The sequence below is a fragment of the Streptomyces sp. NPDC048370 genome, assembly GCF_043200825.1.
Classification (GTDB): domain Bacteria; phylum Actinomycetota; class Actinomycetes; order Streptomycetales; family Streptomycetaceae; genus Streptomyces.
Map to the genome: position 1 here is coordinate 50,738 of NZ_JBICYI010000016.1, position 22,081 is coordinate 72,818.

Consider the following 22,081-nt stretch of genomic DNA (forward strand, 5'->3'; position numbering starts at 1 on the left):
TCGACGACGCCCAGGAGTGGCCCATGTCCACCAGCACCGCCTCCCTCATGGACGGCACCGCCCTCGCCCGCCGCACAGTCGAGGAGACCGCAGCCCGCGCCGCCGAGATCACCCGCCGCACCGGCGTCACGCCGTGCCTCGCCACGGTGCTCGTCGGCTCGGACCCCGCCTCCGTGACGTACGTGAAGATGAAGCAGAACCGCTGCGCGAAGGCCGGAATCCGCTCCAAGCACGTCGAGCTGCCCGCCGAGACGACGACCGAGGAGCTCGTCGCCGCGATCACCGCGCTCTCCCAGGACCCCGAGGTCCACGGCATCCTGCTCCAGCACCCGGTCGGCCCGCACATCGACGAGCGGGCCGCCTTCGAGGCGATCGCCCCCGAGAAGGACGTCGACGGCGTCACCATGGCCTCCTTCGCCGCCATGGGCTTCGGACTGCCCGGATTCGTCTCCTGCACGCCCGGTGGCATCATGCGGCTGCTCGACGCGTACGACGTCGATCCGCGCGGCAAGCGCGCCGTCGTCGTCGGCCGCTCCGCGATCCTCGGCAAGCCCGCAGGACTGCTGCTGCTCGGGCGCGACGCCACCGTCACGTACTGCCACTCGCGCACCGCCGAGCTGTCGTCGGTCGTCCGCGAGGCGGACATCCTCGTCGCGGCCGTGGGCAAGCCCCAGTTCATCAAGGGCGAGGACATCAAGCCCGGCGCCGTCGTGATCGACGCCGGCTACAACCCGGGCAACGTCGGCGACGTCGACTTCGACTCCGCCGCCGAGCGGGCCTCCCTCATCACCCCCGTACCGGGCGGTGTCGGCCCGATGACGATCGCCGTGCTCCTCGCGCAGACCGTCGAGGGAGCCGAGCGCCAGCTCGGTCTGTAGCTTCTCGGAGTGGAACGAGGATCCGAACGGCCCGTACAGGCAAGGGAACTGTCACAGTTCTGTACGGGCCGGGCCTCAACTCGGCTGCAGAACAACCCTGTTGGCCCTCCGCGGGTGACCCTGGTCACCATGTCCCCGTTCTCCGGCGAGAATGCGCCGTCGTTCGCCCGGTACGTCTTCGTACCGCTTCTCGCGCTGGTCGCGGCCGTCGCGTTCGCGAGCCGCCAGGAGGGTGAGAGCCGGTGGGACGCGACCGCGCGGACGCGGGGCGGCGCGACGGTCGACGTCGCCCCGGCCGCCGGCGAACGGCTCGCGGCGCAGGGCGGAACGGCAGGGCCCGCCGATGCCGTCGCGTACCACCACCTCGAGCCGGGGGAGTGCTTCGACATCGACCGTGCCGCGCCCGGCACCGTCGTACGACGCGGCTGCGGCCGGCCGCACGACGCCCAGCTCGTCACCGTCGTCCGCCTGACCGGCGAGCACCGCACCGACCGGGGGATACGGGACGCGGCGGCGGCCCTGTGCCGCGAGCCGCTCCGACGCAAGGCCTCCGCGCAGCCGCGCGGTACGCGCTGGACCACCTTCGTCCAGTACCCGTACCGCTCCGGCTACCTCCTCGGATCCGACACCGTCGCCTGCAGCCTCACCGCGTACGCCGCACCCGGCACGGCCGCCCGCCCCCTCACCGCGCCCCTGCTCTGACCCTGCCGCCCAGTGGCATCCTCCCCGTCATCCCTCTCGTTCCTCCGGCGTCCCCAGGCCCGCGAGCGCGGCGGACGGGTCCTGGTCGGCGGGGCCCGCCGGGGCCCACGAGCCGCGTTCCTTGCGGAAGGGCCACCAGCGGCCGTCCTCGCCCAGGCGCAGCTGCGCCTCCGCGCCGACCACCGTCCAGCGCGCCGCCCCGGCCTGCCGCAGAACGGGCCGGTCGGCCTCCTCCCACGCCTCCGCGAGCACCGCCTTCGCCCGTACCAGCGCCTCGGGATCCGGTGTCCACTCCTCCTCCAGTACGGAGAGGGCGGCAGCGCCCCCGAAGCGCCACGCGCGCGTGGCCAGGTCGAGGTCGGCCCGGCGCCGCCCCGACCCCTCCGCGAGCCGCGTCACGACCCGCGTCGGGGGAGCCCCCATGGCCGCCATCCGCACCGCGTCCTGACTGGGCGTCAAGAGGCGGTCATGGCGTTCAGGGCCGGGCGCGAGCGCCTCGGCCAGCAGCCGGTGGGCACGGGCGGCCGCGTCCGCCGCCAGGAACTCCAGCGCCGCCGGGTCGACACCCGGCGCCGGCTCGGCCTCGGTGTCCAGCGAGGGCGGCTCGCCCGGTACGGAAGGCAGCGCCGGAGGAGCCGGCAGCGGCGGCAGGATGTCCCGCGCGGCGAACGCCTCCTCGGCGAGTACGCCCTCGGCCCCCGCCCCCTCGGCGGACTCGCGAGCGCCCGTGGCCGAGGCCGTCGACGCCTTCGCCGCACTCCGCTCCTGCAACGCGTCCACGAGGGCCCGCTCACCGCGCCCCCGCATCAGCAGCAGCACGAACGGGTCCTCGTCGAGCAGCCGCGCCACCTGGTAGCAGAGCGCGGTCGTGTGCGGGCAGTGGTCCCACGCCTCGCAGCCGCACTCGGGGTCCAGGTCGCCGATGCCCGGCAGCAGTTCGAGCCCGGCGGCCGCCGCGTCCTCCACCAGGTGCGGCGGCATCTCGTGGTCCAACAGCGCCGCGATGTGCCCCGCGCTCTCGACCGCGAGGTCGAGCAGCCGGTCCCAGTCGGCGTCCGACAGCTCCTGGAGGAGGACGTCGCTGCGGTACGAGGAACCGTCACGGTCCTTCACGACCGCCGTGATCCGGCCAGGACGTACCGACACGGCGCCCACCGCGCCGGCGCGCGCCTGGCGCCGCCCCTGCTTGAGCTGCTGGCCGTCGAGCGCCGTGTCCTCCAGGGCCTTGAGCCAGGCGAGGCCCCACCAGGTGCGGGCGAAGGCCGATCCCCGCGCGGGCGGGAGCGCCTCGAACGTCCGCTCCTCGTCGGATCCCTGTCCGTGTCCCTGTCCCTGTCCGTAGGCGCTCATCGTCCGTCCTCCCCGTTTCCGTCCTCGTTCTGGTCCCCGTCCCCGCGCAGTCGGACGAGGTCCGCGAGCTCGGCATCGGTCAGTTCGGTCAGCGCCGCCTCGCCCGAGCCGAGTACGGAGTCGGCCAGCGCCCGCTTGCGCAGCAGCATGTCCGCGATCCGGTCCTCGATCGTGCCCTCGGCGATCAACCGGTGGACCTGCACCGGCTGGGTCTGGCCGATCCGGTACGCGCGGTCGGTGGCCTGGGCCTCCACGGCCGGGTTCCACCAGCGGTCGTAATGCACGACGTGCCCGGCCCGGGTGAGGTTGAGCCCCGTACCCGCCGCCTTCAGCGACAGCAGGAAGACCGGCACCTCGCCGTCCTGGAAGCGCGCGACCATCGCCTCGCGCTCGGCGACCGGAGTGCCCCCGTGCAGGAACTGCGTACGCACGCCCCGCGCCGCCAGATGGCTCTCGAGGAGCCGAGCCATCTGGACGTACTGGGTGAAGACGAGCACGCTCGCGTCTTCGGCGAGGATCGTGTCGAGCAGCTCGTCGAGCAGCTCCAGCTTTCCGGAACGGCCCTCGATCAGGGGGCGTTCCTCCTTGAGGTACTGGGCCGGGTGGTTGCAGATCTGCTTGAGCCCCGTCAGCAACTTCACCACCAGACCGCGCCGCTCCATCCCGTCCGCCTCGGCGATGGCCGCCAGGGTCTCGCGCACCACCGCCTCGTAGAGCCCGGCCTGCTCCTTGGTCAGGGAGACGGCGCGGTCGGTCTCCGTCTTCGGCGGCAGCTCGGGGGCGATGCCCGGGTCGGACTTGCGGCGTCGCAGCAGGAACGGGCGGACGAGCGCGGCCAGGCGCTCGGCGGCCGCCGGGTCCTCGCCGCCCTCGACGGCCGAGGCGTAGCGCGACCGGAAGGTGCCGAGCCGGCCGAGGAGACCGGGGGTCGTCCAGTCGAGGATGGCCCACAGCTCGGAGAGGTTGTTCTCGACCGGGGTGCCCGAGAGCGCGACGCGCGCCTTGGCGCCGAGCGTACGGAGCTGCTTGGCGGTGGCCGAGTACGGGTTCTTGACGTGCTGGGCCTCGTCCGCGACGACCATGCCCCACGTCCGGGCGGCCAGTTGGTCGGTGTCGAGCCGCATCGTGCCGTACGTCGTGAGGACGAACTCGCCGTCGGCCAGCTCCTCCAGCGTGCGCGACGGGCCGTGGAAGCGGCGTACGGGCGTGCCGGGCGCGAACTTCTCGATCTCCCGCTGCCAGTTGCCCATCAGCGAGGTCGGGCACACCACGAGGGTGGGCCCGGCGGCCGACGGATCGCTCTGCCGGTGCAGATGGAGCGCGATGAGCGTGATGGTCTTGCCCAGACCCATGTCGTCGGCGAGACAGCCGCCGAGTCCGAGCGACGTCATCCGGTGCAGCCAATTGAGGCCGCGCAGCTGGTAGTCGCGGAGCGTCGCGGCGAGCGCGGCAGGCTGCGGGACTTCCTGCGGGCCGCCCTCCGGGTCGGCGAGGCGGGCGCGCAACTGCTCCAGCCAGCCGGTCGCCCGGACCTCGACCCGCTCTCCGTCCAGGTCGGCGGTCCCGGTGAGTACGGCTCCGAGCGCGTCGACCGGGGTGAACTTGCGGTCCTGGGACGCGCGGGCGCGGCGCACCTCGGCGGGGTCGACGAGGACCCACTGGTCGCGCAGCCGGACGACCGGGCGACCGGCCTCGGCGAGCTGGTCGAGCTCGGCGCGGGTGAGGTCCTGGTCGCCGATGGCGAAACGCCAGTTGAAGGCGAGGAGGGCGTCGGCGGAGAGGAAGGAGGGGAGCGCGGAGGAGCGCCCGCCGTCGGCGCCTCCGGCGCCCTCTACGGATGCGGCGTCACCGGCGGGTCCCGCGAGTCCGGCGGGACCAGTGGGTCCGGCGGATTCTGTGGACTCTGTGGACTCGTCCGATGGGCCGATCACCGCGTGGGCGGTGAGCCGGTGGGCCAGGTCGCGCGGCCAGTGGATCTGGACGCCGGTCGCGGCGAGCGCCCGGGCCGCGGGGCCGAGCAGGTCCGTGACCTCCTCGTCCGCCAGCTCGACGGCGTCCGGGACGGCCGCCGAGAGCAGCGGCGCCAGCGGCGCCCATGCGCGTGCTGCGCGGCGCAGGGCGAGCAGGGCGTCCATCCGGGCCCGGGGCCCGAACGCCGAGGCCGCCGAGCCCCCCGGACCGGCAGATCCGGCGGAGCCGGACCCCGCCCAGACCTCCGCCGCGTCCGCGACCAGTGTCGGGTCGGCGACGCTGTGCATCTGGAGCACGGCCCGGAAGGCGGGGGCCTGTCGCTCGTTGAGCCCGGGGAGTTCCAGACGCAGGGAGAGTCGTACGCCCGCGTCGTGACCGGCCGCCACGTCCGCGGCCCAGGCCCGGTGTGCGGGCAGTTCCTGGGGCTCGTCGGCCGCGAAGGCGGGCCCGCCGGCGGCCAGCGGGGCGGCCGGGGTGCGCGGCAGCCCGTCCACGACCGCGTCCACGAAGGCGCGCAGCAGCCTCTCCGGCTCGGGGAGGAGCAAGGGCCCGTCACCGGCCGCATCCCCGGCCTCGGACAGCGGTACGGCATGGGCGGCCGGCGGCATCGACGCGGCGAGGGCGCGGAGGTCGGCCAGCTCTTCGGGGCCCAGTGGCCCGGCCCGCCAGGCGTCGTGGTCGGTGGCCGTGAGGCCCGGCAGCAGGAGCCCCCTCGCCGCCAGGTGCAGGGCGAAGAGGGAAGCGGCGCCCCAGAACGCGGTTGCGGGCGAGGCCCCGTCGGAGAAGCGGGCGCGGGTGAGGAGCGGCAGGGCGTCCCGTACGGGGAGGAGTACGGCCGGAACCGTCCGCGGGCGGACGTCCTCGGCCACCACGGTCAGTCGGTCGACCGTCTCCGGAAGGCCGTCGGTCTGCGGCGCCCCGTCGGGTGTCGAGCTGGCTGCCCCGTCGGGTGACCCGTCAGGTGTCCAGTCGGGCGACCAGAAGGCGACGCGGCCGGCGCGGGGCGGATCGGCGGGCAGGAAAACGGCGGAACAGCGGGCGAGTTCATCGAGTCTCTGGGACGGCGACAACACATTCCTCAAATTTGACTACTGGGCCGAGCGGCCGAGGGTACAGGAGCGACCGGCCCACCCGTGAGCGGGATCGAAGTGAGCTGACTCACGTTCCCCCGTCCGCTCGGGCGCTTCGCACGGACCTGGCCGCCCGACACCGCCGTGGGGGTGGAGCCAGCCCTACCTCCAGCCCCGGGCAATCCCCCCGGGATCTCGGGGGGTGACGTCATGGTTGCGGAGGATCACCGATCCGTAGGTTCGAGGGAGACCGGGCGGCCCGCGCCCGGGACCCCGCCCACGGACCCCGGAGACCGCCATGCCTCAGGCCACCGCAACGCTCACGGCGCCCGATCGGAGCGCCGCCGATCCGGGGGCCGTCACCCGTGGCGCAGCCCCCAGGCGCGGCGCCAGCGAGTTCGCCCCGCTCCTGCGCACCATCAAGGACCAGGGACTGCTTGAGCGCAGGACCGGCTGGTACGCGCGCGGCATGGCGGTCAACTTCCTGGGACTCGCCGCCGTCGTCGCCGGCATGGTCCTGCTCGGGCCCTCCTGGTGGGCCCTCCTCCTCGCCGTACCGCTCGCCCTGCTCTCCGCCCGCGTGGCCTTCGTCGCCCACGACGCGGGACACGCGCAGATCAGCGCGGACCGGAGCCGGAACCGGTTCATCCAACTCGTCCACGCCAACCTGCTGCTCGGCATGAGCCAGGAGTGGTGGAACGACAAGCACAACCGCCACCACGCGAACCCCAACCACCTCGACAAGGACCCGGACGTCGCGGCCGACATCCTCGTCTTCGCCCAGCACCAGACCACCGGGCGCGTCGGATTCCGCCGCTGGCTCACCCGCCACCAGGCCTGGCTCTTCTTCCCGCTGACCACCCTGGAGGGCATCGCGCTCAAGATCTACGGAATCCAGGCCCTGTTCTCCAGGAACGGGCCGTACCGGACCCGGCGCGAGCGGCTCGTCGAAGGCGCCCTCCTCCTCGCCCACATCGCCGGCTACGCGGCTCTCCTGCTGACCGTCCTCACGCCCGGCCAGGCACTCCTCTTCGCCCTGATCCACCAGATGCTTCTCGGGCTTCACCTCGGGATGGCCTTCGCGCCCAACCACAAGGGCATGGAGACGCCCGACGCGCACCCCGACGGCGACAGCTGGGGTCACCTGCACCGCCAGGTGCTCACCTCGCGCAACATCAGGGGCGGGTTCCTGACCGACTGGTTCCTCGGCGGACTGAACTACCAGATCGAGCACCACCTCTTCCCGAGCATGCCGCGCCCGCATCTGCGACTGGCCCGGCCCGCCGTGCGTGCGCACTGCCGTACGGTGGGTATCCCCTACACAGAGACCGGTTTCGTCGAGTCCTACCGACAGGCGCTCGGACATCTGCACGAGGTCGGCGAGCCGCTGCGCTCGGCAGCGTGAGAAGGAGGCGTCGCACATGTCGACACGGACGAAGATAGTGATCGGGGGAGTGGCCGTCGGCCTGCTCCTGATGCCCCTCATCGGGTTCTGGCTGTCCCTGCTCGTGGTGCTCGGCGTTCCCGCCGTCGCCTACCTCGCCCTGGACCCCAGCCAGCGGCGCCGACTGCGCCGGGTCTCCCGCAAGGAACTCCACCGCTGACCCGGGGCCGCTGACCTCGAAGAACGTCTGGCGTAGGCTCGGAGGTGATCACCCGCATGTGATCATCACACCGGAGAAGGGGAGCTCCACCTCATGAGCACTGCCATGGTCACGTCGGTCAGCAGCAACGCCGTCTATGCGTTCACGAAGCCGAACCGCGACAGCGTCACGCTGCTCGCCGGTCTCGGTGTCGAGGGGGACGTCCACGCGGGTGTGACGGTCAAGCACCGGTCCCGGGTCGCCCAGGACCCCACGGTGCCGAACCTGCGTCAGGTGCACCTGATCCACGCGGAACTCTTCGACGAGGTCCTGGGGGCCGGGTTCGAGGTCGCCCCCGGCGCCCTCGGCGAGAACATCACCACCCGGGGTGTCGATCTCCTCGGCCTGCCGACCGGCACCCGGCTGCACCTCGGTGCCGAGGCCGTCGTCGAGGTCACCGGCCTGCGCAACCCCTGCGCCCAGATCGACAACTACCGGCACGGCCTGCTGAAGCAGGTCCTCGGCCGGGACGAGGACGGGCAGATCGTCCGCAAGGCCGGGATCATGAGCGTCGTGCTCACGGGCGGCGAGGTGCGGCCCGGCGATCCGATCCGCGTCGAACTGCCCGCCGAGCCGCACCGTCCCCTGGAGAAGGTCTGAGCCCCTGCCCTCACAGGTTCCCCGGCGCCCAGGAGTTGGCCCCGGCCGGCCGGGCGGGGGTCAGGAGGCGCCAGGAGGCGCGTCAGGAGGGGCGTACCGCCATCGCGTCCAGGGCCTCCAGGAGCGCGGGCAGCTTGGGGCCCCGGGCCACCGGGAGGACCTCGCGCGGCTCGTCGTCCAGGAGGACGAAGGCCATGTCGTCGGTCCGGGCCACCAGCGACCAGCCGGGCCCGTCGGCCCGGAGCGTCCGCGCCTCACCGTCCGCGAAACTCGACCGCACCCGGCCCACCGGCGGAGCCTCCTCCAGGTAGCCGCGGAGCTCGGCGAGCGCACGTCGGACACCTTCGTAGGGGTCGTGCGACCGCGGCGCGGAGGTCTCCTCCGGGCCGGAGGTGGCTTCGGAGGCAGGCTCGCGTACGGCGTCGGGTTCGGGTACGGCGGCGGGCGCGGGTCCTGCATCGGGTACGGCGGCGACCGGGGACTCGTCCATCTGCCCCCGCCAGTCCGCCCACTGCAGCGCGACCTCGTCGGCGCCGAGCCTCCGCTGCGCAGGGCCCCAGCCGTCGCCGTCCGGCGGGGACAGGGGAGCCCGGTCGCCCTCCTCCGGCTCCGGGTCGTGCGGGGCCGGCAGGCCGGGCGCGGCCGTGGCCACGGCGAGCGGCCAGCCGGGCAGCGCCGCCACGACCGTACGCTCGTCGGGGGAGAGGTCGTACTCCATCCCGCAGTCCCAGGAGGCGATGGCCACGGCGACCAGCGACACGTCGTCGATGATCACCGTCCAGCGCGCGCCCGTGCCGTCCTGGCCCAGGACGAGGCCGTACCCCTCGGCGTACGGTTCGAGGCCGAGCGCCGCGCACGCCGCCGGGTAGTCGTCGCCCAGCACGCTCGGGAACTGCGCGGGCGTCAGCAGCACGGCGGTCAGCACATACAGCGCGTCGTCGTCGGCGGTAGCCACGGCAGCCTCCCCATCTGGTCGTCGGCGCACCTTAACCAGTGGGTAACCCGCGCGTCGAGAGTCTTCGGAAGGAAAGTGGCGCGGTCGGTTCCGTACGAGGTCAGGCGGGCGGCAGCCCGAGCAGATGCCGCGCCACGGTCTCCGGCGACTCGTCCCGTTCGCGGGCGAGCGCGATCACGGCCCGGCAGGCGAGCTCGTTGATGCCGAACGTGAGGGCCTCCGGCGACACCCACGTGACGGCCTCGTCGATCCGGTCCTGGTCCTCCTCCACGCACCCCGTGACGTAGGTAGCCGCTGCCTCGAAGATGTTGTGCTGCCGCCGCGGCTCGGCGGGCGGGCGTCGCTCGCCCGGTGTCCGGCGCGCCGCGGGCAGGAGGGAGTTCAGTAACGTTCGTACACGGGCCATGGCCTGCCGCCTTTCCCGGACACGGCTGCCCGGCACCTCCACCGTAGACAGGGAAGTGCCGGGACAGAAGGGCGCGGAGCACGGTCGGCGTGACCACGCCCCGCCTACACCTCGCTTACGCCCTGTTGGCGTCTGCCTTACCCCCGGCTTAGGTCCGTCCGAACACCGCCGCCGAAGCGCTCACTGGTCCTGGCGAACGGCGAGGACCAGATAACGGTCGTCCTCGTCCACATAACTGACCATCCGCCAGCCTGAACCGGACAGAAGGGGGCGGAGATTGTGCTCGGCGCGCAGGTCGTCCTCGGTGATCCGGCGGCCGTGGCGGGCGGCGAGCGCGGCGCGGCCGACGGGGTGGAAGAGGGCGAGCTGTCCGCCGGGGCGCACGACCCGCGCCAGCTCGCGCAGGTTCGCGGCCGGATCGGCCAGATGGGAGACGAGCCCGGCTCCGAAGACCGCGTCGAGCGCCCCGGTGCGCAGCGGCAGCCGTGCGACATCGGTCAGGAGCAGGGAGCCGGAAGTGTCGCGGCCTGCGCGCACCGCCGCGTCGAGCATCTCGGGGGTGAGGTCCGCGCCGATGACGGTCCCCTTCGGGCCGACGGCCCCGCGCAGCGCCGGCAGCGCCCGGCCGGTTCCGCACCCCGCGTCGAGCACGGCGGCACCGGGGCGCAGACCGAGTTCGGCGACGGCCGCGGCGTAGGCGGGGGTGTCGTCCGGGAAGCGGGCGTCCCAGTCGGCGGCACGGGGGCCGAAGAACTCTTGGACATGGGTGGGGTCATCGCTCATGCGTGCATGATGCCTCAGCCCCAAGGGTGAACGACCTGTGTGCATGTTCGAGCGCGGCACGATCGTTCTGGAACATCTCTATGTCATATTCCATCAGGTTTCGAAATGCGCCCCTGATGCGCCCCCTTGTCCGGACTAGCGTCCCTGAGTCATGGGACACCTGGACCACGCCGCCTTCGGCTGGCTGACACCTGTGCTGTCGTACGCGATGGCCTGCATAGGCGCCGCCCTCGGGCTGCGCTGCACCGTACGAGCGCTCGACGCGACCGGCCGCTCGCGCCGCAACTGGCTCCTCACCGCCGCGTCCGCCATCGGCACCGGCATCTGGACCATGCACTTCGTCGCGATGCTCGGCTTCGGCGTCACGGGAACGGACATCCGCTACAACGTTCCGCTGACCATCCTCAGCCTCCTCATCGCCATGGCCGTCGTCGGGGTCGGCGTCTTCGCGGTCGGCTACGGCCGCAACCGGGGCAGTTCCCTGCTGATCGGCGGACTGACGACCGGCATCGGCGTCGCGAGCATGCACTACATGGGCATGGCCGCCCTGCGCCTGCACGGCCAGGTGACGTACGACCCGGTGCTCGTCGCGCTCTCCGTCGTCATCGCCGTCGTCGCCGCGACGGCCGCGCTGTGGGCCGCGCTCAACATCCACGCGCCGCGCGCCGTGGCGCTCGCCTCCCTGGTCATGGGAGTGGCCGTCAGCAGCATGCACTACACGGGCATGTTCGCGGTCGAGGTGGAGGTGGCGCCCTCGTCGGCGGAGCTCCCCGGCGCCACCGCCATGCAGTTCATCTTCCCGCTCGCCGTGGGCCTCGGCTCCTATCTCTTCATCACCTCGGCCTTCGTGGCGCTCTCCCCGACCGCCAAGGAGCGCGCCGCGTACGCCTCCGCCGAGCAGCTCACCGAACCGGACGAGCGCGCGGTGGACGTGGCGCCGCCCGGCTTCCGCGCCCCGAGCGGCCGGGTGCACGACGCCGAGGGACCGGCGAAGGCGACCGCGGGGTCCCCGTACGGCTCGTCGGCCGGCGCCGCACCGTCGTACGCCTACCCGGCGGGGCCCGTGGACACCGGTCCACCGGGGCCGTAGGGCACGGTCGCAGGGCCTCCCGCCCTCTTCGGACAGGGACCCCCGCGACCCCTCCCGAACGCGGCGCGCACGGCGCACGCGGCGCACCCGTCGGGTGACGGCGCGCGCATCGGTTCCACCGCGCGCGTGGGGGCACGTGGGCACGCACATCGCATCAGGACAGACGCAGCCGGAACGAGGAGGCCATGCGAACTCCCCGCAAGACCCAGGACGCCGGGACGACGACCACGGCGCCGCAGCAGGCGGCGCGCGGGCGGCGCGCGCACGCGGGGCCGCCCGCCGACGAACCGCCCGAGCGCGCCCCCGAAGCCCCGCCCGGGACGGCCGACCCGGCCACCCCGCCCGTCGGCCCCGCCCCGGCCCCTCCACGGCGCCGTGGACTGCGTCCGCGTACCGTCCGAGCGAAGATCGTCTCGCTGCTGATGGTGCCCGTCGTCTCGCTGCTCGCCCTGTGGGGATTCGCCACCGTCACCACCGCCCAGGACATCGCCCGGCTGCGCCAACTCCAGCAGGTCGACGCGGAGATCCGCGAGCCGGTCGCCGTCGCCGTCACCGCCCTTCAGGCCGAACGGCGCGCCGCCGTACGCCAGGTCGCCTCGCCCGGCACCGGTCGCGCCACGGAGCTCAAGGACCAGGCGCGGCGCACCGACGCGGCCGTCGCCCGGCTCCGCCTCGACGACCGGCACACCGTCGGCGCCACGGGCGACCTCCCGCGCGACGTCGCCGACCGGGTCGGCCGGTTCGTCACCAAGGTCGAGGGCCTCGGCCCGCTGCGCACCGCGGCCGCGGCGGGCAAGGCCGACTGGGACGAGGTGTACACGGAGTACACGGCCACGATCACCGCCGCCTTCGCCGTCGGCGGCGCCCTGGCCGGTATCCAGGACGCCGAGGTCGGTGCCCACGCGCGCGTGCTCCTCGAATTCGGCCGCGTCGGCGAGATGCTCGCCCGCGAGGACGCCCTCCTCGGCTCCGCGTACCTCGGGGGCGAACTGAGCGCGGAACGGCTCCGGCTGTTCACCGGCGCCGTCGAGACCCGTCGTACCCTCACCGAGTCCGCCACCGCCGACCTGCGCGGCCCCGAACGGGCGGCCTGGGAGAAGCTCGCCGGCCAGCGCGGCTACCAGCAGCTCACCGCCGCCGAGGACCGGATCGGCGCCGCCGCTCCCGGCCGCAAGGCGCTCCAGGCCGTGCCCGCCACCACCTGGGACGACGCGATGGCCGTCGTACGCGGTGGCCTGACGAGCATCGAGGCCGACGCCCGGCGCGCGGCGGCCGACCGCGCGGCACCCTTCGGCGGGGGCATCCTGACCGCCGGCGGCGCCGCCGTCCTGCTCGGCCTCGCCGCCGTCGCCGCCTCCCTCGTGATCTCCGTACGCATCGGCCGCGGCCTGGTCATCGAACTGATCAGCCTCCGCAACACGGCCCTCGGCATCGCCCGGCGCAAGCTTCCCTCCGCCATGGCGCGACTGCGGGCCGGCGAGGAGATCGACGTACAGGCCGAGGCACCGCCCGGGCCCGCCCCGCAGGACGAGATCGGCCAGGTCGGCGAGGCGCTCACCACCGTCCACCGCGCCGCCCTCTCCGCCGCCGTCGAACGCGCCGAGCTCGCGAGCGGCATCTCCGGCGTCTTCGTCAACCTCGCCCGCCGCAGCCAGGTCCTGGTCCACCGTCAGCTCAACCTGCTCGACAGCATGGAGCGCCGCGCGGACGACCCCTCCGAGCTCGGCGACCTCTTCCGGCTCGACCACCTCACCACCCGGATGCGCCGCCACGCCGAGAGCCTGATCATCCTGTCCGGCGCAGCGCCCGGGCGCGCCTGGCGGATGCCCGTCCCGCTGACCAACGTCGTACGGGCCGCCGTCTCCGAGATCGAGGACTACGCGCGCGTGGAGGTGCGCCAGCTCCCCGAGACGTCGGTCGTCGGCGGCGCGGTCGCCGACCTCACCCACCTGCTGGCCGAACTCATCGAGAACGCAGCCCAGTTCTCCCCGCCCCACACCAAAGTGCGGATCAGCGGCGAACCCGTCGGCAACGGCTACGCCCTGGAGATCGAGGACCGAGGCCTCGGCATGGGCAAGGAGAGCCTGGCCGAGGCCAACACGAGGATCGCGCAGTCCCAGGCCCTGGACCTGTTCGACAGCGACCGGCTGGGCCTCTTCGTCGTCAGCCGGCTCTCCTCCCGGCACGACATCAAGGTCCACCTGCGGACCTCGCCCTACGGCGGTACGACGGCCGTGGTCCTGCTCCCCATGGACGTGCTGCAGAGCGCGCTCCCGCCCGGCAAGGGCGCTCCCAACGGCCGGACGCCCGAGCCGGCCTTCGGGGACGGGCCGTACGGGCACACGGTGCACCGGGAGCGTCCGGGCGTCGCGGACGCCGCCTTCCCGCGCCACCAGCACCCCCAACAGGCCGTCACCGCGGGCTCCGTACCACCGCAGTCCCTGCCCCCGTCCCACCCTCAGTCGACCGCCCACCCGTCCTCGTCCCCGTCGCAGCCCCTGCCGCGCCCGCCCCGCATCCCCGCTCTCGCGGGGCAGCCGGAGGGGGTGGACCAGAGGACGGACCCGGGGGTGGCGCGAGCGACGCCCGAGCAGACCCCGGCCGGGGTGACCAGCCTCCACAGGCGCGGCCGCCCCTCCCCGCAGAGCCAGCAGGCCCCGCAGGCGCCCCGGACCCCGCCCGTCCCCGCCCAGGCGGGCGCTCCCGCCGACGACACCGGGGACCTGCCCAGGCGGGTCCGCCAGGCCAACCTCGTACCGCAGCTGCGCGAGGCCCCACCGGCCGATCTCCCACCCACCCCGGCCGTCCAGGGCGCGGACGAACGCACCCCCGAACAGGTCAGGGACCGGATGACCGCCTACCGCGACGGCTGGACGCGGGGCGGCGGCGCGGCCCCCGGCAGCAGACGCCCCCTCGGAACCGGCTCCGGCCGCGACCACGGCAACGAACCCGACCACGGACGCGACTTCGGCCCCGACTACGGCCGCGACCCCGGCAGTGAAGGAGACCACGCATGATCGACCACGAGAGGATGTCCCACCACCGCTCCGGTGAACTCGACTGGCTCCTCGACGACCTCGTCCTGAGGGTCCGCGAAGTCCGGCACACGGTCGTGCTGTCCAACGACGGCCTCGCCGTCGGCTCCTCCAGCGGACTCAGCCGTGAGGACGCCGAGCACCTGGCCGCCATCGCCTCCGGATTCAACAGCCTCGCCAAGGGCGCCGGGCGCCAGTTCCACACCGGCGGAGTCCGCCAGACGATGGTCGAGATGGACGACGGATTCCTCTTCGTCGCCGCCGCCGGGGACGGGTCCTGCCTCGCCGTCCTCAGCTCGGCGAGCGCCGACATCGGGCTGATCGCCTACGAGATGGCTCGTCTGGTGAAGCGGGTCGGCGAGCACCTGCACACCCCGCCGCGGCTCACCGCGACCCCGCCGGCCGCCGGCTGACCGGAGAACACCGATGAACGTGGACAGCACCGGCGACGGCCAGGCCGCGCCGGGCAGTCAGTGGTACGACGCGGACGCAGGGCCGCTCGTCAGGCCGTACGCCATGACCGGTGGCCGTACGAAGCCGGGGCCCAGCAACGTACGGTTCGACCTCATCGCACTCGTCGTCGTCGACGACGACCCGCCCGGCCGGGCCGAGGAGTCGCTCCTCGGCCCGGAACACCGGGCCCTGCTCACCCTGTGCCGGGCGGAGACACAGTCGGTGGCCGAACTCGCCGCCGACGCCGACCTGCCCGTCGGAGTCGTCCGGGTCCTCCTCGGCGACCTCCTCGAAGCGGGCTTCGTCAAGGTCAGCCGACCCGTACCGCCCGCGCAGCTGCCCGACGAACGGATCCTGAGGGAAGTCATCGATGGCCTACGAGCGCTCTGAGAGCACGGGTGCGGGCGGTGGCGTGGACTCCACGGCCCTCGCGTTGAAGATCCTGGTCGCCGGCGGTTTCGGCGTCGGCAAGACCACCCTGGTGGGTGCGGTCAGCGAGATCCGCCCCCTGCGTACGGAGGAACAGCTCAGCCGGGCGGGGGAGTCGGTCGACGACACCGGGGGCGTCGACCAGAAGACGACCACGACGGTCGCCATGGACTTCGGCCGGATCACGATCCGGTCCGGGCTCTCCCTGTACCTCTTCGGCACGCCGGGGCAGGACCGGTTCTGGTTCCTCTGGGACGAGCTGTCCCAGGGGGCGCTCGGTGCCGTCGTCCTCGCCGACACGCGACGCCTGGAGGACTGCTTTCCGGCGGTCGACTACTTCGAGCACCGCAAGATCCCGTTCGTCGTCGCGGTCAACTGCTTCGCGGGCGCGCGGAACTACGGGGCGCACGAGGTCTCGCGGGCGCTGGACCTGGACCGGGGAACGCCGGTGGTGCTGTGCGACGCGCGGGACCGGGACTCGGGCAAGGAGGTGCTGATCAGGCTGGTCGAGTACGCGGGCCGCGTCCACACGGCGCGACTGCTGGATTCGGTCGGGTGAGGTCCGTGGTGCCGCTGCCGCTGCCGCTGCCGCTGCCGTTCCCGGTGCCGGCAGCGGCACCACGTGGCGCGCGGGCTCAGTCGGCGACGCCGGACTCGGCGGTCACCTTCTCGATCCGTACGCGTACGAGCAGTTCACCCGGGACTCCATTGCGCGCGCCGAACTCCTCGGCGCGGTCCTCGCCCATGTACCGGCCGCCGACGCGCGCGGCCCAGCGGCGCAGCTCCACCGGGTCCTCGCTGAGCTCGGCGCGCCCGCGGAGCGAGACGTACGCGAACGGTGGCCGGTCGTCGTCGACGCACACCGCCACGCGCGCGTCGCGGGCCAGATTGCGGCCCTTCACGGTGTCCTTGCCGGTGTTGAAAACGATGTCGTCGCCGTCGAGCACGAACCAGATCGGGACCACGTGCGGACTGCCGTCGTCGCGGACGGTCGCCAACTTGCCGGTGCGGGTTCCCGTGGACACGAAGGCCCGCCACTGTTCCTCGGTCATCTTTGCCATGTCCCCATGGTCCGCCACCGGCGGTGCTCCGTGGCACACCAGGCCTCCAGGGGTGCTTGCCCTGTCCACGACAGTGCGTAAGGCTTGCCGACGACACGCGGACCGCGGGGACTTCGGGTCGACGGGGACGCCACACACAGGGGGAAGGACCGACGCATGGCGCTGGACACGGAACTGGATTGGCTCCTGGACGACTTGACCCGGCGGGTCGAGTACATACGGCACGCGCTGGTGCTGTCCAACGACGGGCTGGTCACGGGAGCCAGCAGCGGACTTGCCCGGGAGGACGCCGAGCACCTGGCCGCCGTCTCCTCCGGACTGCACAGCCTCGCGCGCGGCTCGGGCCGGCACTTCCAGGCCGGGCGCGCGCGGCAGACGATGGTCGAGTTCGACGAGGCACTCCTCTTCGTCACGGCGGCGGGCGAGGGCAGTTGCCTCTGCGTCCTCAGTGAAGCCGAGGCCGATGTCGGCCAGGTGGCGTACGAGATGACGCTGCTGGTCAACCGGGTCGGCGAGCACCTCGGGGTGGCGGCACGGCAGCCGGGTATCGCCGATCTCTGAGTTGTCGACGTTATCCACAGGGGCGAGCGGGGTGGGGCCCGCCGGAGCTACGGTCGTCACCGAGAGTAGTCATCACTCACGGGGGAGACCGTCATGACAGAAGAAGACACCCGCACCCTTGCGCCGACACGCGCGGCGCAGGAACTGGAACTGAGGCGCGACGAATTCCAGCTCGCCGTGCAGTTGGGCCTGGTGAGGACAGTGCAGGGCGCCGTGCCCGGCACGCCCCGGGCCCCGGGGGCCGCGCCGGTGGCCCCCGGAGCGCGAGGCGGGCGGCCCAGGGTCCCGCAGGCAGAGGTCGAGCGACTGAAAGCCGCGCCGGACTTCCCGGCCGGACTGCGCGAGCGGGTTCGGACGGTCGGCACGACGGAGGCGGCGGAGCTGCTCGCCGTTCCGCCGGAGCGCTTCACCAAGCTCGCAAGGACGGGGCACCTGAGCCCGGTGCGGTTCTATCTCAACCGCTACCGCGCGGTCGTCTGGCTCTATCTGGCCGCCGAACTGGGCGAGTTCGCGCTCACGTACCCGGCGCTGTTGACCGGCAGGCTGCCGGGCGAGATCAGGGAGCGCGTCGACGAGGGAGAGGACCGGCGGCCGCGCAACTGGCGGGCCCGGCGCCTCGGGCTGCTTCTCCGGGCGACCGAGGATCCCTGGGTCCGGGCGGCCGCCATCGCCTCGCTCCTCGGCCCCGTCCAACTGGCCGAGGTCGTCGACGACCCCTACGAACGCACCCATCTCGACCGGCTGCGTCCGGAACCACCCTCGGGGCTGCCGGAGTCCGCGGCCTCCCGCGAGATCGCCGAGCGGCTGACGGTGGCCGACGACCCGGACGAGATCCTCTGGCACCGGATGAGCCTCGCCCTCGCCCTGGACGAGGCACGCTCCGACCGCCCGGCTCCGCGCCCGGAGGGTGCCCTGGGGGCGGCGGGTTCGCTGGTGGGCCCGGTCGAGGGGCCGGCGCTGGTCGACGGCCGGGTCGATTGGCAGGGCGCCGGGCCGGGAGGCAGGCCGGTGGACGGGCTCGGCAGTTGGCCGGGCGGCGCCGGCGTGGCGCGGCCGGCCCGTCCCGCGACACTCGTCCGCCCGCCTGTGCCCCGTACCCGACGCGGACTCCTCGACCGCCTGAGGCGTCGCAGGACGGCAGCCGGGGGAGAGGCGGAGGTGACGGCTGACAGGAGCTAGGGAGGAAGAGGAGAGGCGGTCGGCTCGGGGCCGGGGCGGGCGCGTCGAGGTTCGGCGCGGTGGTCCGGGTGCCACCGGCCACCGGGTGCGTCCGCCCGACATGCGGCTCCGCTCACGGGAGGGAGAGGATGGTCGCATGCTGCTGGCCCGACTCGCGGACGCGTCCCTCCAGGTCGCCGCCACCTCCGCCCGCTCACGGAAGATCGCGGTCCTGGCCGAGCTCTTCTCGGAGGCTGCGCCCGAGGAGAGCCCGCTCGTCATCGCGTACCTCTCCGGCCGGCTCCCGCAAGGACGCATCGGCGTCGGCTGGAGCGTCCTCAAGAACGCGATCCCGCCCGCCGTGCCGCCCGCCGCGCGGCCCACGCTCACCCTCGCAGGCACCGATGCCGCCATGACCGAGCTCGCCGCCGTCTCCGGAGCCGGATCGCAGGCCGAGCGCGCCCGGCTCGTCCATGAACTGATGACCGCCGCCACTCTGGAGGAGCAGGAGTTCCTGATCAGGTTGCTCTCAGGTGAGGTACGTCAGGGCGCCCTCGACGCCATCGCCCTCGAAGGCGTCGCACGGGCCGCCACCGTGCCCTCCGCGGACCTCCGCCGCGCCGTGATGCTCGAAGGCTCTCTGCCTCGGGTCGCGCGGGCCGTGCTCGTCGACGGGCCCGCAGCCCTCGGCACCTTCGCGCTGCGCGTCGGCAGCCCTGTCCTGCCCATGCTCGCCCACACCGCCGGTTCGGTCACCGAGGCCGTCGCCGGGCTCGGTCCCTGTGCCGTCGAGGAGAAGCTCGACGGCATCCGTATCCAGGTGCACCGGCACGGCGAGGAGGTCCGGGTGTTCACCCGCTCCCTCGACGACATCACCGGCCGGCTGCCCGAAGTCGTCGCCGCGGCACTGGAGACACCCGGCGACCCGTTCATCCTCGACGGCGAGGTCATCGCGGTCGACCCCGCCACGGGTCGGCCCATGGTGTTCCAGGACATCGCCTCGCGGGTCGGCTCGCGTGTCGACGTCGAGGGCGCCGGCGTCACCCTCCCGCTCTCACCCGTCTTCTTCGACGTGCTCGCGGCGGAGGGCGAGGTCCTCATCGACCGACCCGGGCAGGAGCGCCGCGCCGCGCTGGTCCGGCTCCTCCCCGAGAACCGGCGGGTCCGCCGGTTCGTCGTCGACGACCCCGACGACGCCGAACAGGTCCGGGAGGCGGAGCAGTTCTTCACCCTCACCCTGGCCAGGGGCCATGAAGGAGTCCTCGTCAAAGCCCTGGACGCGCCCTATGTGGCGGGCCGCCGGGGCCGCACCTGGCTCAAGGTCAAGCCGGTGCACACCCTCGACCTGGTGGTGCTCGCGGTCGAATGGGGCCATGGCCGCCGTACCGGCCTGCTCTCCAACCTCCACCTCGGTGCGCGGGCGGCAGACGGCACCTTCGTGATGCTCGGCAAGACCTTCAAGGGGCTCACCGACGAGATGCTGCGCTGGCAGACGGCCAAGCTCGGTGAACTCGCCGTGGAGGACGACGGGTTCACCGTACGGGTACGTCCTGAGCTCGTCGTCGAGATCGCCTACGACGGGCTGCAGCGCTCCACCCGGTACCCGGGCGGCGTGACGCTCCGCTTCGCCCGGGTCGTACGGCACCGGCCGGACAAGCCCGCTGCCGAGGCCGACACCGTCGAGCGGGTCGTCGGCGGAGCGTGACCCCCGGGCTCAGTCTTCCTCCCGGTCGGTGTACCGGTGGCGGACCCAGAGGGGCAGCGCGTACCAGCACAGCAGGTACCAGGCGATCAGACCGGCGACCAGCCACGGAACGAACGAGTCGTTCGTCGCCACCCGCAGGACGAGCAGCAGCGCGGAGGTCAGCGTCGCGAGCAGCAGGACGAGTCCGATGAACGTCAGCCGGGAGGCCCAGACCACGGTCTGGGGCTTGATCCGGCGCCCCGCCACGATCCGGTGGAAGGACACCGGCCCGATCAGGGCCCCGGTGGCCGCGGCGCCCAGCGACACCGTGACCACGTAGATGGTCCGGTTCGTGTCCGACAGATCGACGAAGGTCGGTGCGAAGACGACCGTGAGCAGGAAGCCGAAGAGGATCTGCACGCCCGTCTGGGCGACCCTGATCTCCTGCATCAGCTCGCCCCACCGGCGGTCCGCGCGCTCCTCCTGCGTCTCGTCACGTCCTCGGCCGTCGCCGGTGCTGTCCGTCTGGTCATGAGCCGGTCGAGTGGACACGGAACCTCCCGTAGTCGCCCCCACCTTGCGAATAACCGCGCGGGGGCGGCTTCAATCCCCGAACGTCGCGTGACGCCTCGGCGCGAGGGATGCTGGAAGCGTGGCGGGACGACAGGAACGCCGCCCGGCAGCGAGGAGATGAGCGACGTGTACGACAGGCACATCGACACCGACGTCACCGTGCAGCTGAGCGACTGCGACCGGGAGGACGCCCAGGCCGTCTTCGACGCCCTCGACCACGTCTACAAGCTCGAGGACATGAGCGCGCCGGGCCCGCGGGCGGCCGGTTCCCCCGCCCCCACCGTCTGGATGGCCACGTTCGACACGGCCGAGGGGCGTCGGGAGGAGACCGGACCCGTGCATCTGACGGGAAAGGTCGGAGCGCTGCTGACCGGCGGCTACCACGCGGTCGACGAGGTCGAGAAGACCCTCGCCGAGACCTTCGACATCCAGTCGATGCAGTCCGTGTCGGGTGACCAGGAGACCGAGGCACGGCTGCTGCTCTCCTCCCGCTGACCGGCCGTCGTGCCGGAGTCCTGACCTGCTGACCCGCTGACCTGCCGGCTTCCGCCGGCACATCGACGCCCCGGGCGGAGCGGACGGGCGCCGCCCGGGGCACACGTCTGCCCCGACCCCCCTATGCACGGCGTGTATACACCGTGTGTAGAGTGCTCGGCGAGCCACGTGGAGACGCCCCTGACCAGGCGTGCGTGGCGTTCCGAAGCCATTTATGGGGAAAGCGGGTCTGCAGCACCATGTTCCGAACCGAAACGGGGAAGCGCCGGGGACCGGCCGTCGCCCTTCTGGCGGCGGCCTCTCTCGTGCTCGCGCTCAGCGGCTGCGGGGTCGACCCGATCAGCCCGGGTGACGCCAGGGGCAAGGTCGCGGCATCGGACGACAAGGCGGGGGCGGCCGGGGCGGTCGACTGCGCGAAGACGAAGTGCATCGCGCTGACCTTCGACGCGGGGCCGGGCAAGGACACCCCCCACCTCCTCGACGTGCTCAAGGAGAAGAAGGTCCCCGCCACGTTCTTCCTGCTCGGCAAGAAGCACGTCGACCGCTACCCCGACGTCGTCAAGCGCATCTCCGACGAGGGGCACGAGGTCGCCAACCACACGTGGACCCACCGCATCCTCACCGACCTGGAGGCGGACGAGGTGCGCGACGAACTCTCCCGCACCCAGGACGCGATAGAGAAGATCACCGGGAAGCGGCCCACCCTGATGCGGCCGCCGCAGGGGCGCACCGACGACACGGTCTCCGAGGTGAGCCGCGAACTCGGTCTGGCTCAGGTCCTGTGGAGCGTCACGGCCAAGGACTACTCCACGACCGATTCGGAACTCATACGGAAGCGGGTGCTCGACGCCGCCGATGGTGACGGGATCATCCTGCTGCACGACATCTACGACGGCACCGTTCCCGCGGTGCCCGGCATCATCGACGAACTGAAGCGGCGGGGGTTCACCTTCGTGACGGTTCCCCAACTCCTCGCGCCCGGCAAGGCCGAACCCGGAGCCGTCTACCGTCCGTGATGTGAGACGCACGAACGGTGAAAATGGGGTGATGTGTCTCACATCGGGCAGCCCGGGCGCCTCGGAACTCGTCTTGAAGGTTTATCGTTCATCAATGTGTGACGGTGAAGGGGCCCGGTCCCCAGGTCCCCCCCTTGAGGTGACCGCTCTTCGTCGTCGCGGCAATCG

22 protein-coding genes are annotated in these 22,081 nt (G+C 72.9%); 15 read left to right on the plus strand and 7 right to left on the minus strand.

Annotated features, from left to right (window positions below; all coding sequences use genetic code 11):
* Positions 1–23 precede the first annotated feature (23 nt).
* Positions 24–878 carry a bifunctional 5,10-methylenetetrahydrofolate dehydrogenase/5,10-methenyltetrahydrofolate cyclohydrolase gene (locus ACGFYP_RS28755; protein ID WP_361955892.1) on the plus strand — a complete coding sequence of 285 codons (855 nt, stop codon included), beginning with the start codon at positions 24–26 and terminating at the stop codon, positions 876–878.
* 129 nt (positions 879–1,007) lie between these two features.
* Complete coding sequence (locus ACGFYP_RS28760; protein WP_393499477.1) at positions 1,008–1,580, plus strand: hypothetical protein; 573 nt, start codon at positions 1,008–1,010, stop codon at positions 1,578–1,580.
* A 27-nt stretch (positions 1,581–1,607) separates the two neighbouring features.
* Here the strand turns inward: ACGFYP_RS28760 and ACGFYP_RS28765 are convergent, their stop codons facing one another.
* Both ACGFYP_RS28765 and ACGFYP_RS28770 read right to left on the minus strand, forming a co-directional pair.
* Positions 1,608–2,930: an SWF or SNF family helicase gene (locus ACGFYP_RS28765; protein ID WP_393499480.1), complete on the minus strand. Its 1,323-nt coding sequence runs from the start codon at positions 2,928–2,930 to the stop codon at positions 1,608–1,610.
* On the minus strand, positions 2,927–5,971 hold the full coding sequence (locus tag ACGFYP_RS28770; RefSeq protein ID WP_393499483.1) for a DEAD/DEAH box helicase: 3,045 nt from the start codon (positions 5,969–5,971) through the stop codon (positions 2,927–2,929). Before ACGFYP_RS28770 ends, ACGFYP_RS28765 begins: the two co-directional genes overlap by 4 nt.
* 298 nt (positions 5,972–6,269) lie before the next feature.
* Between ACGFYP_RS28770 and ACGFYP_RS28775 the strand changes: the two genes are divergently transcribed.
* The 3 genes from ACGFYP_RS28775 (at position 6,270) to ACGFYP_RS28785 (ending at position 8,214) form a co-directional block, all read left to right on the plus strand.
* On the plus strand, positions 6,270–7,376 hold the full coding sequence (locus ACGFYP_RS28775; RefSeq protein ID WP_393499486.1) for a fatty acid desaturase family protein: 1,107 nt from the start codon (positions 6,270–6,272) through the stop codon (positions 7,374–7,376).
* A gap of 16 nt (positions 7,377–7,392) precedes the next feature.
* Complete coding sequence (locus ACGFYP_RS28780) at positions 7,393–7,575, plus strand: hypothetical protein (protein WP_361955900.1); 183 nt, start codon at positions 7,393–7,395, stop codon at positions 7,573–7,575.
* Between the two features lie 93 nt (positions 7,576–7,668).
* Positions 7,669–8,214 (plus strand): MOSC domain-containing protein, encoded by a 546-nt coding sequence (locus ACGFYP_RS28785; protein WP_393499490.1) that lies wholly within the window; start codon positions 7,669–7,671, stop codon positions 8,212–8,214.
* An 82-nt stretch (positions 8,215–8,296) separates the two neighbouring features.
* Here ACGFYP_RS28785 and ACGFYP_RS28790 read toward each other — a convergent pair whose 3' ends face one another.
* The 3 genes from ACGFYP_RS28790 to ACGFYP_RS28800 all read right to left on the minus strand — a co-directional run bounded on the left by ACGFYP_RS28790 (position 8,297) and on the right by ACGFYP_RS28800 (position 10,358).
* On the minus strand, positions 8,297–9,169 hold the full coding sequence (locus ACGFYP_RS28790) for a hypothetical protein (protein WP_393499493.1): 873 nt from the start codon (positions 9,167–9,169) through the stop codon (positions 8,297–8,299).
* A 100-nt stretch (positions 9,170–9,269) separates the two neighbouring features.
* Entirely contained in the window at positions 9,270–9,575 is a 306-nt protein-coding gene (locus ACGFYP_RS28795) for a hypothetical protein (protein WP_393499496.1), read from the minus strand.
* Between the two features lie 180 nt (positions 9,576–9,755).
* Positions 9,756–10,358 carry a class I SAM-dependent methyltransferase gene (locus ACGFYP_RS28800; RefSeq protein ID WP_393499499.1) on the minus strand — a complete coding sequence of 201 codons (603 nt, stop codon included), beginning with the start codon at positions 10,356–10,358 and terminating at the stop codon, positions 9,756–9,758.
* A gap of 151 nt (positions 10,359–10,509) precedes the next feature.
* Between ACGFYP_RS28800 and ACGFYP_RS28805 the strand changes: the two genes are divergently transcribed.
* The 5 genes from ACGFYP_RS28805 to ACGFYP_RS28825 all read left to right on the plus strand — a co-directional run bounded on the left by ACGFYP_RS28805 (position 10,510) and on the right by ACGFYP_RS28825 (position 15,924).
* On the plus strand, positions 10,510–11,448 hold the full coding sequence (locus tag ACGFYP_RS28805; RefSeq protein ID WP_393499502.1) for an MHYT domain-containing protein: 939 nt from the start codon (positions 10,510–10,512) through the stop codon (positions 11,446–11,448).
* A 185-nt stretch (positions 11,449–11,633) separates the two neighbouring features.
* Positions 11,634–14,465, plus strand: coding sequence for a nitrate- and nitrite sensing domain-containing protein (locus tag ACGFYP_RS28810; protein WP_393499504.1), 2,832 nt, complete (start codon positions 11,634–11,636; stop codon positions 14,463–14,465).
* Positions 14,462–14,896, plus strand: coding sequence for a roadblock/LC7 domain-containing protein (locus tag ACGFYP_RS28815; protein ID WP_361955914.1), 435 nt, complete (start codon positions 14,462–14,464; stop codon positions 14,894–14,896). The genes ACGFYP_RS28810 and ACGFYP_RS28815 overlap by 4 nt, the downstream gene beginning before the upstream one ends.
* A 13-nt stretch (positions 14,897–14,909) precedes the next feature.
* Positions 14,910–15,326, plus strand: coding sequence for a DUF742 domain-containing protein (locus ACGFYP_RS28820; RefSeq protein WP_361955916.1), 417 nt, complete (start codon positions 14,910–14,912; stop codon positions 15,324–15,326).
* A complete protein-coding gene (locus ACGFYP_RS28825) occupies positions 15,307–15,924 on the plus strand; it encodes an ATP/GTP-binding protein (protein WP_393499508.1) in 618 nt (205 codons plus the stop codon). Before ACGFYP_RS28820 ends, ACGFYP_RS28825 begins: the two co-directional genes overlap by 20 nt.
* 76 nt (positions 15,925–16,000) lie before the next feature.
* On the opposite strand, the gene ACGFYP_RS28830 is transcribed toward ACGFYP_RS28825, so the two are convergent.
* Positions 16,001–16,426 (minus strand): PPOX class F420-dependent oxidoreductase, encoded by a 426-nt coding sequence (locus ACGFYP_RS28830; protein ID WP_393499511.1) that lies wholly within the window; start codon positions 16,424–16,426, stop codon positions 16,001–16,003.
* Positions 16,427–16,582: 156 nt separating this feature from the next.
* On the opposite strand from ACGFYP_RS28830, the gene ACGFYP_RS28835 reads away from it, so the two are divergent.
* From ACGFYP_RS28835 to ACGFYP_RS28845, 3 genes are all read left to right on the plus strand, one after another.
* On the plus strand, positions 16,583–16,987 hold the full coding sequence (locus ACGFYP_RS28835; RefSeq protein WP_361955922.1) for a roadblock/LC7 domain-containing protein: 405 nt from the start codon (positions 16,583–16,585) through the stop codon (positions 16,985–16,987).
* 93 nt (positions 16,988–17,080) lie between these two features.
* Positions 17,081–18,166 (plus strand): DUF6397 family protein, encoded by a 1,086-nt coding sequence (locus tag ACGFYP_RS28840; RefSeq protein WP_393499515.1) that lies wholly within the window; start codon positions 17,081–17,083, stop codon positions 18,164–18,166.
* 136 nt (positions 18,167–18,302) lie between these two features.
* Positions 18,303–19,850 carry an ATP-dependent DNA ligase gene (locus tag ACGFYP_RS28845; RefSeq protein ID WP_393499518.1) on the plus strand — a complete coding sequence of 516 codons (1,548 nt, stop codon included), beginning with the start codon at positions 18,303–18,305 and terminating at the stop codon, positions 19,848–19,850.
* Between the two features lie 9 nt (positions 19,851–19,859).
* Here ACGFYP_RS28845 and ACGFYP_RS28850 read toward each other — a convergent pair whose 3' ends face one another.
* Positions 19,860–20,381 (minus strand): DUF6328 family protein, encoded by a 522-nt coding sequence (locus ACGFYP_RS28850; RefSeq protein WP_393499521.1) that lies wholly within the window; start codon positions 20,379–20,381, stop codon positions 19,860–19,862.
* Positions 20,382–20,519: 138 nt separating this feature from the next.
* Between ACGFYP_RS28850 and ACGFYP_RS28855 the strand changes: the two genes are divergently transcribed.
* Both ACGFYP_RS28855 and ACGFYP_RS28860 read left to right on the plus strand, forming a co-directional pair.
* Positions 20,520–20,897: a hypothetical protein gene (locus tag ACGFYP_RS28855; protein WP_361955930.1), complete on the plus strand. Its 378-nt coding sequence runs from the start codon at positions 20,520–20,522 to the stop codon at positions 20,895–20,897.
* Positions 20,898–21,136: 239 nt separating this feature from the next.
* Positions 21,137–21,913, plus strand: coding sequence for a polysaccharide deacetylase family protein (locus ACGFYP_RS28860; protein WP_393499526.1), 777 nt, complete (start codon positions 21,137–21,139; stop codon positions 21,911–21,913).
* Positions 21,914–22,081: the final 168 nt, after the last annotated feature.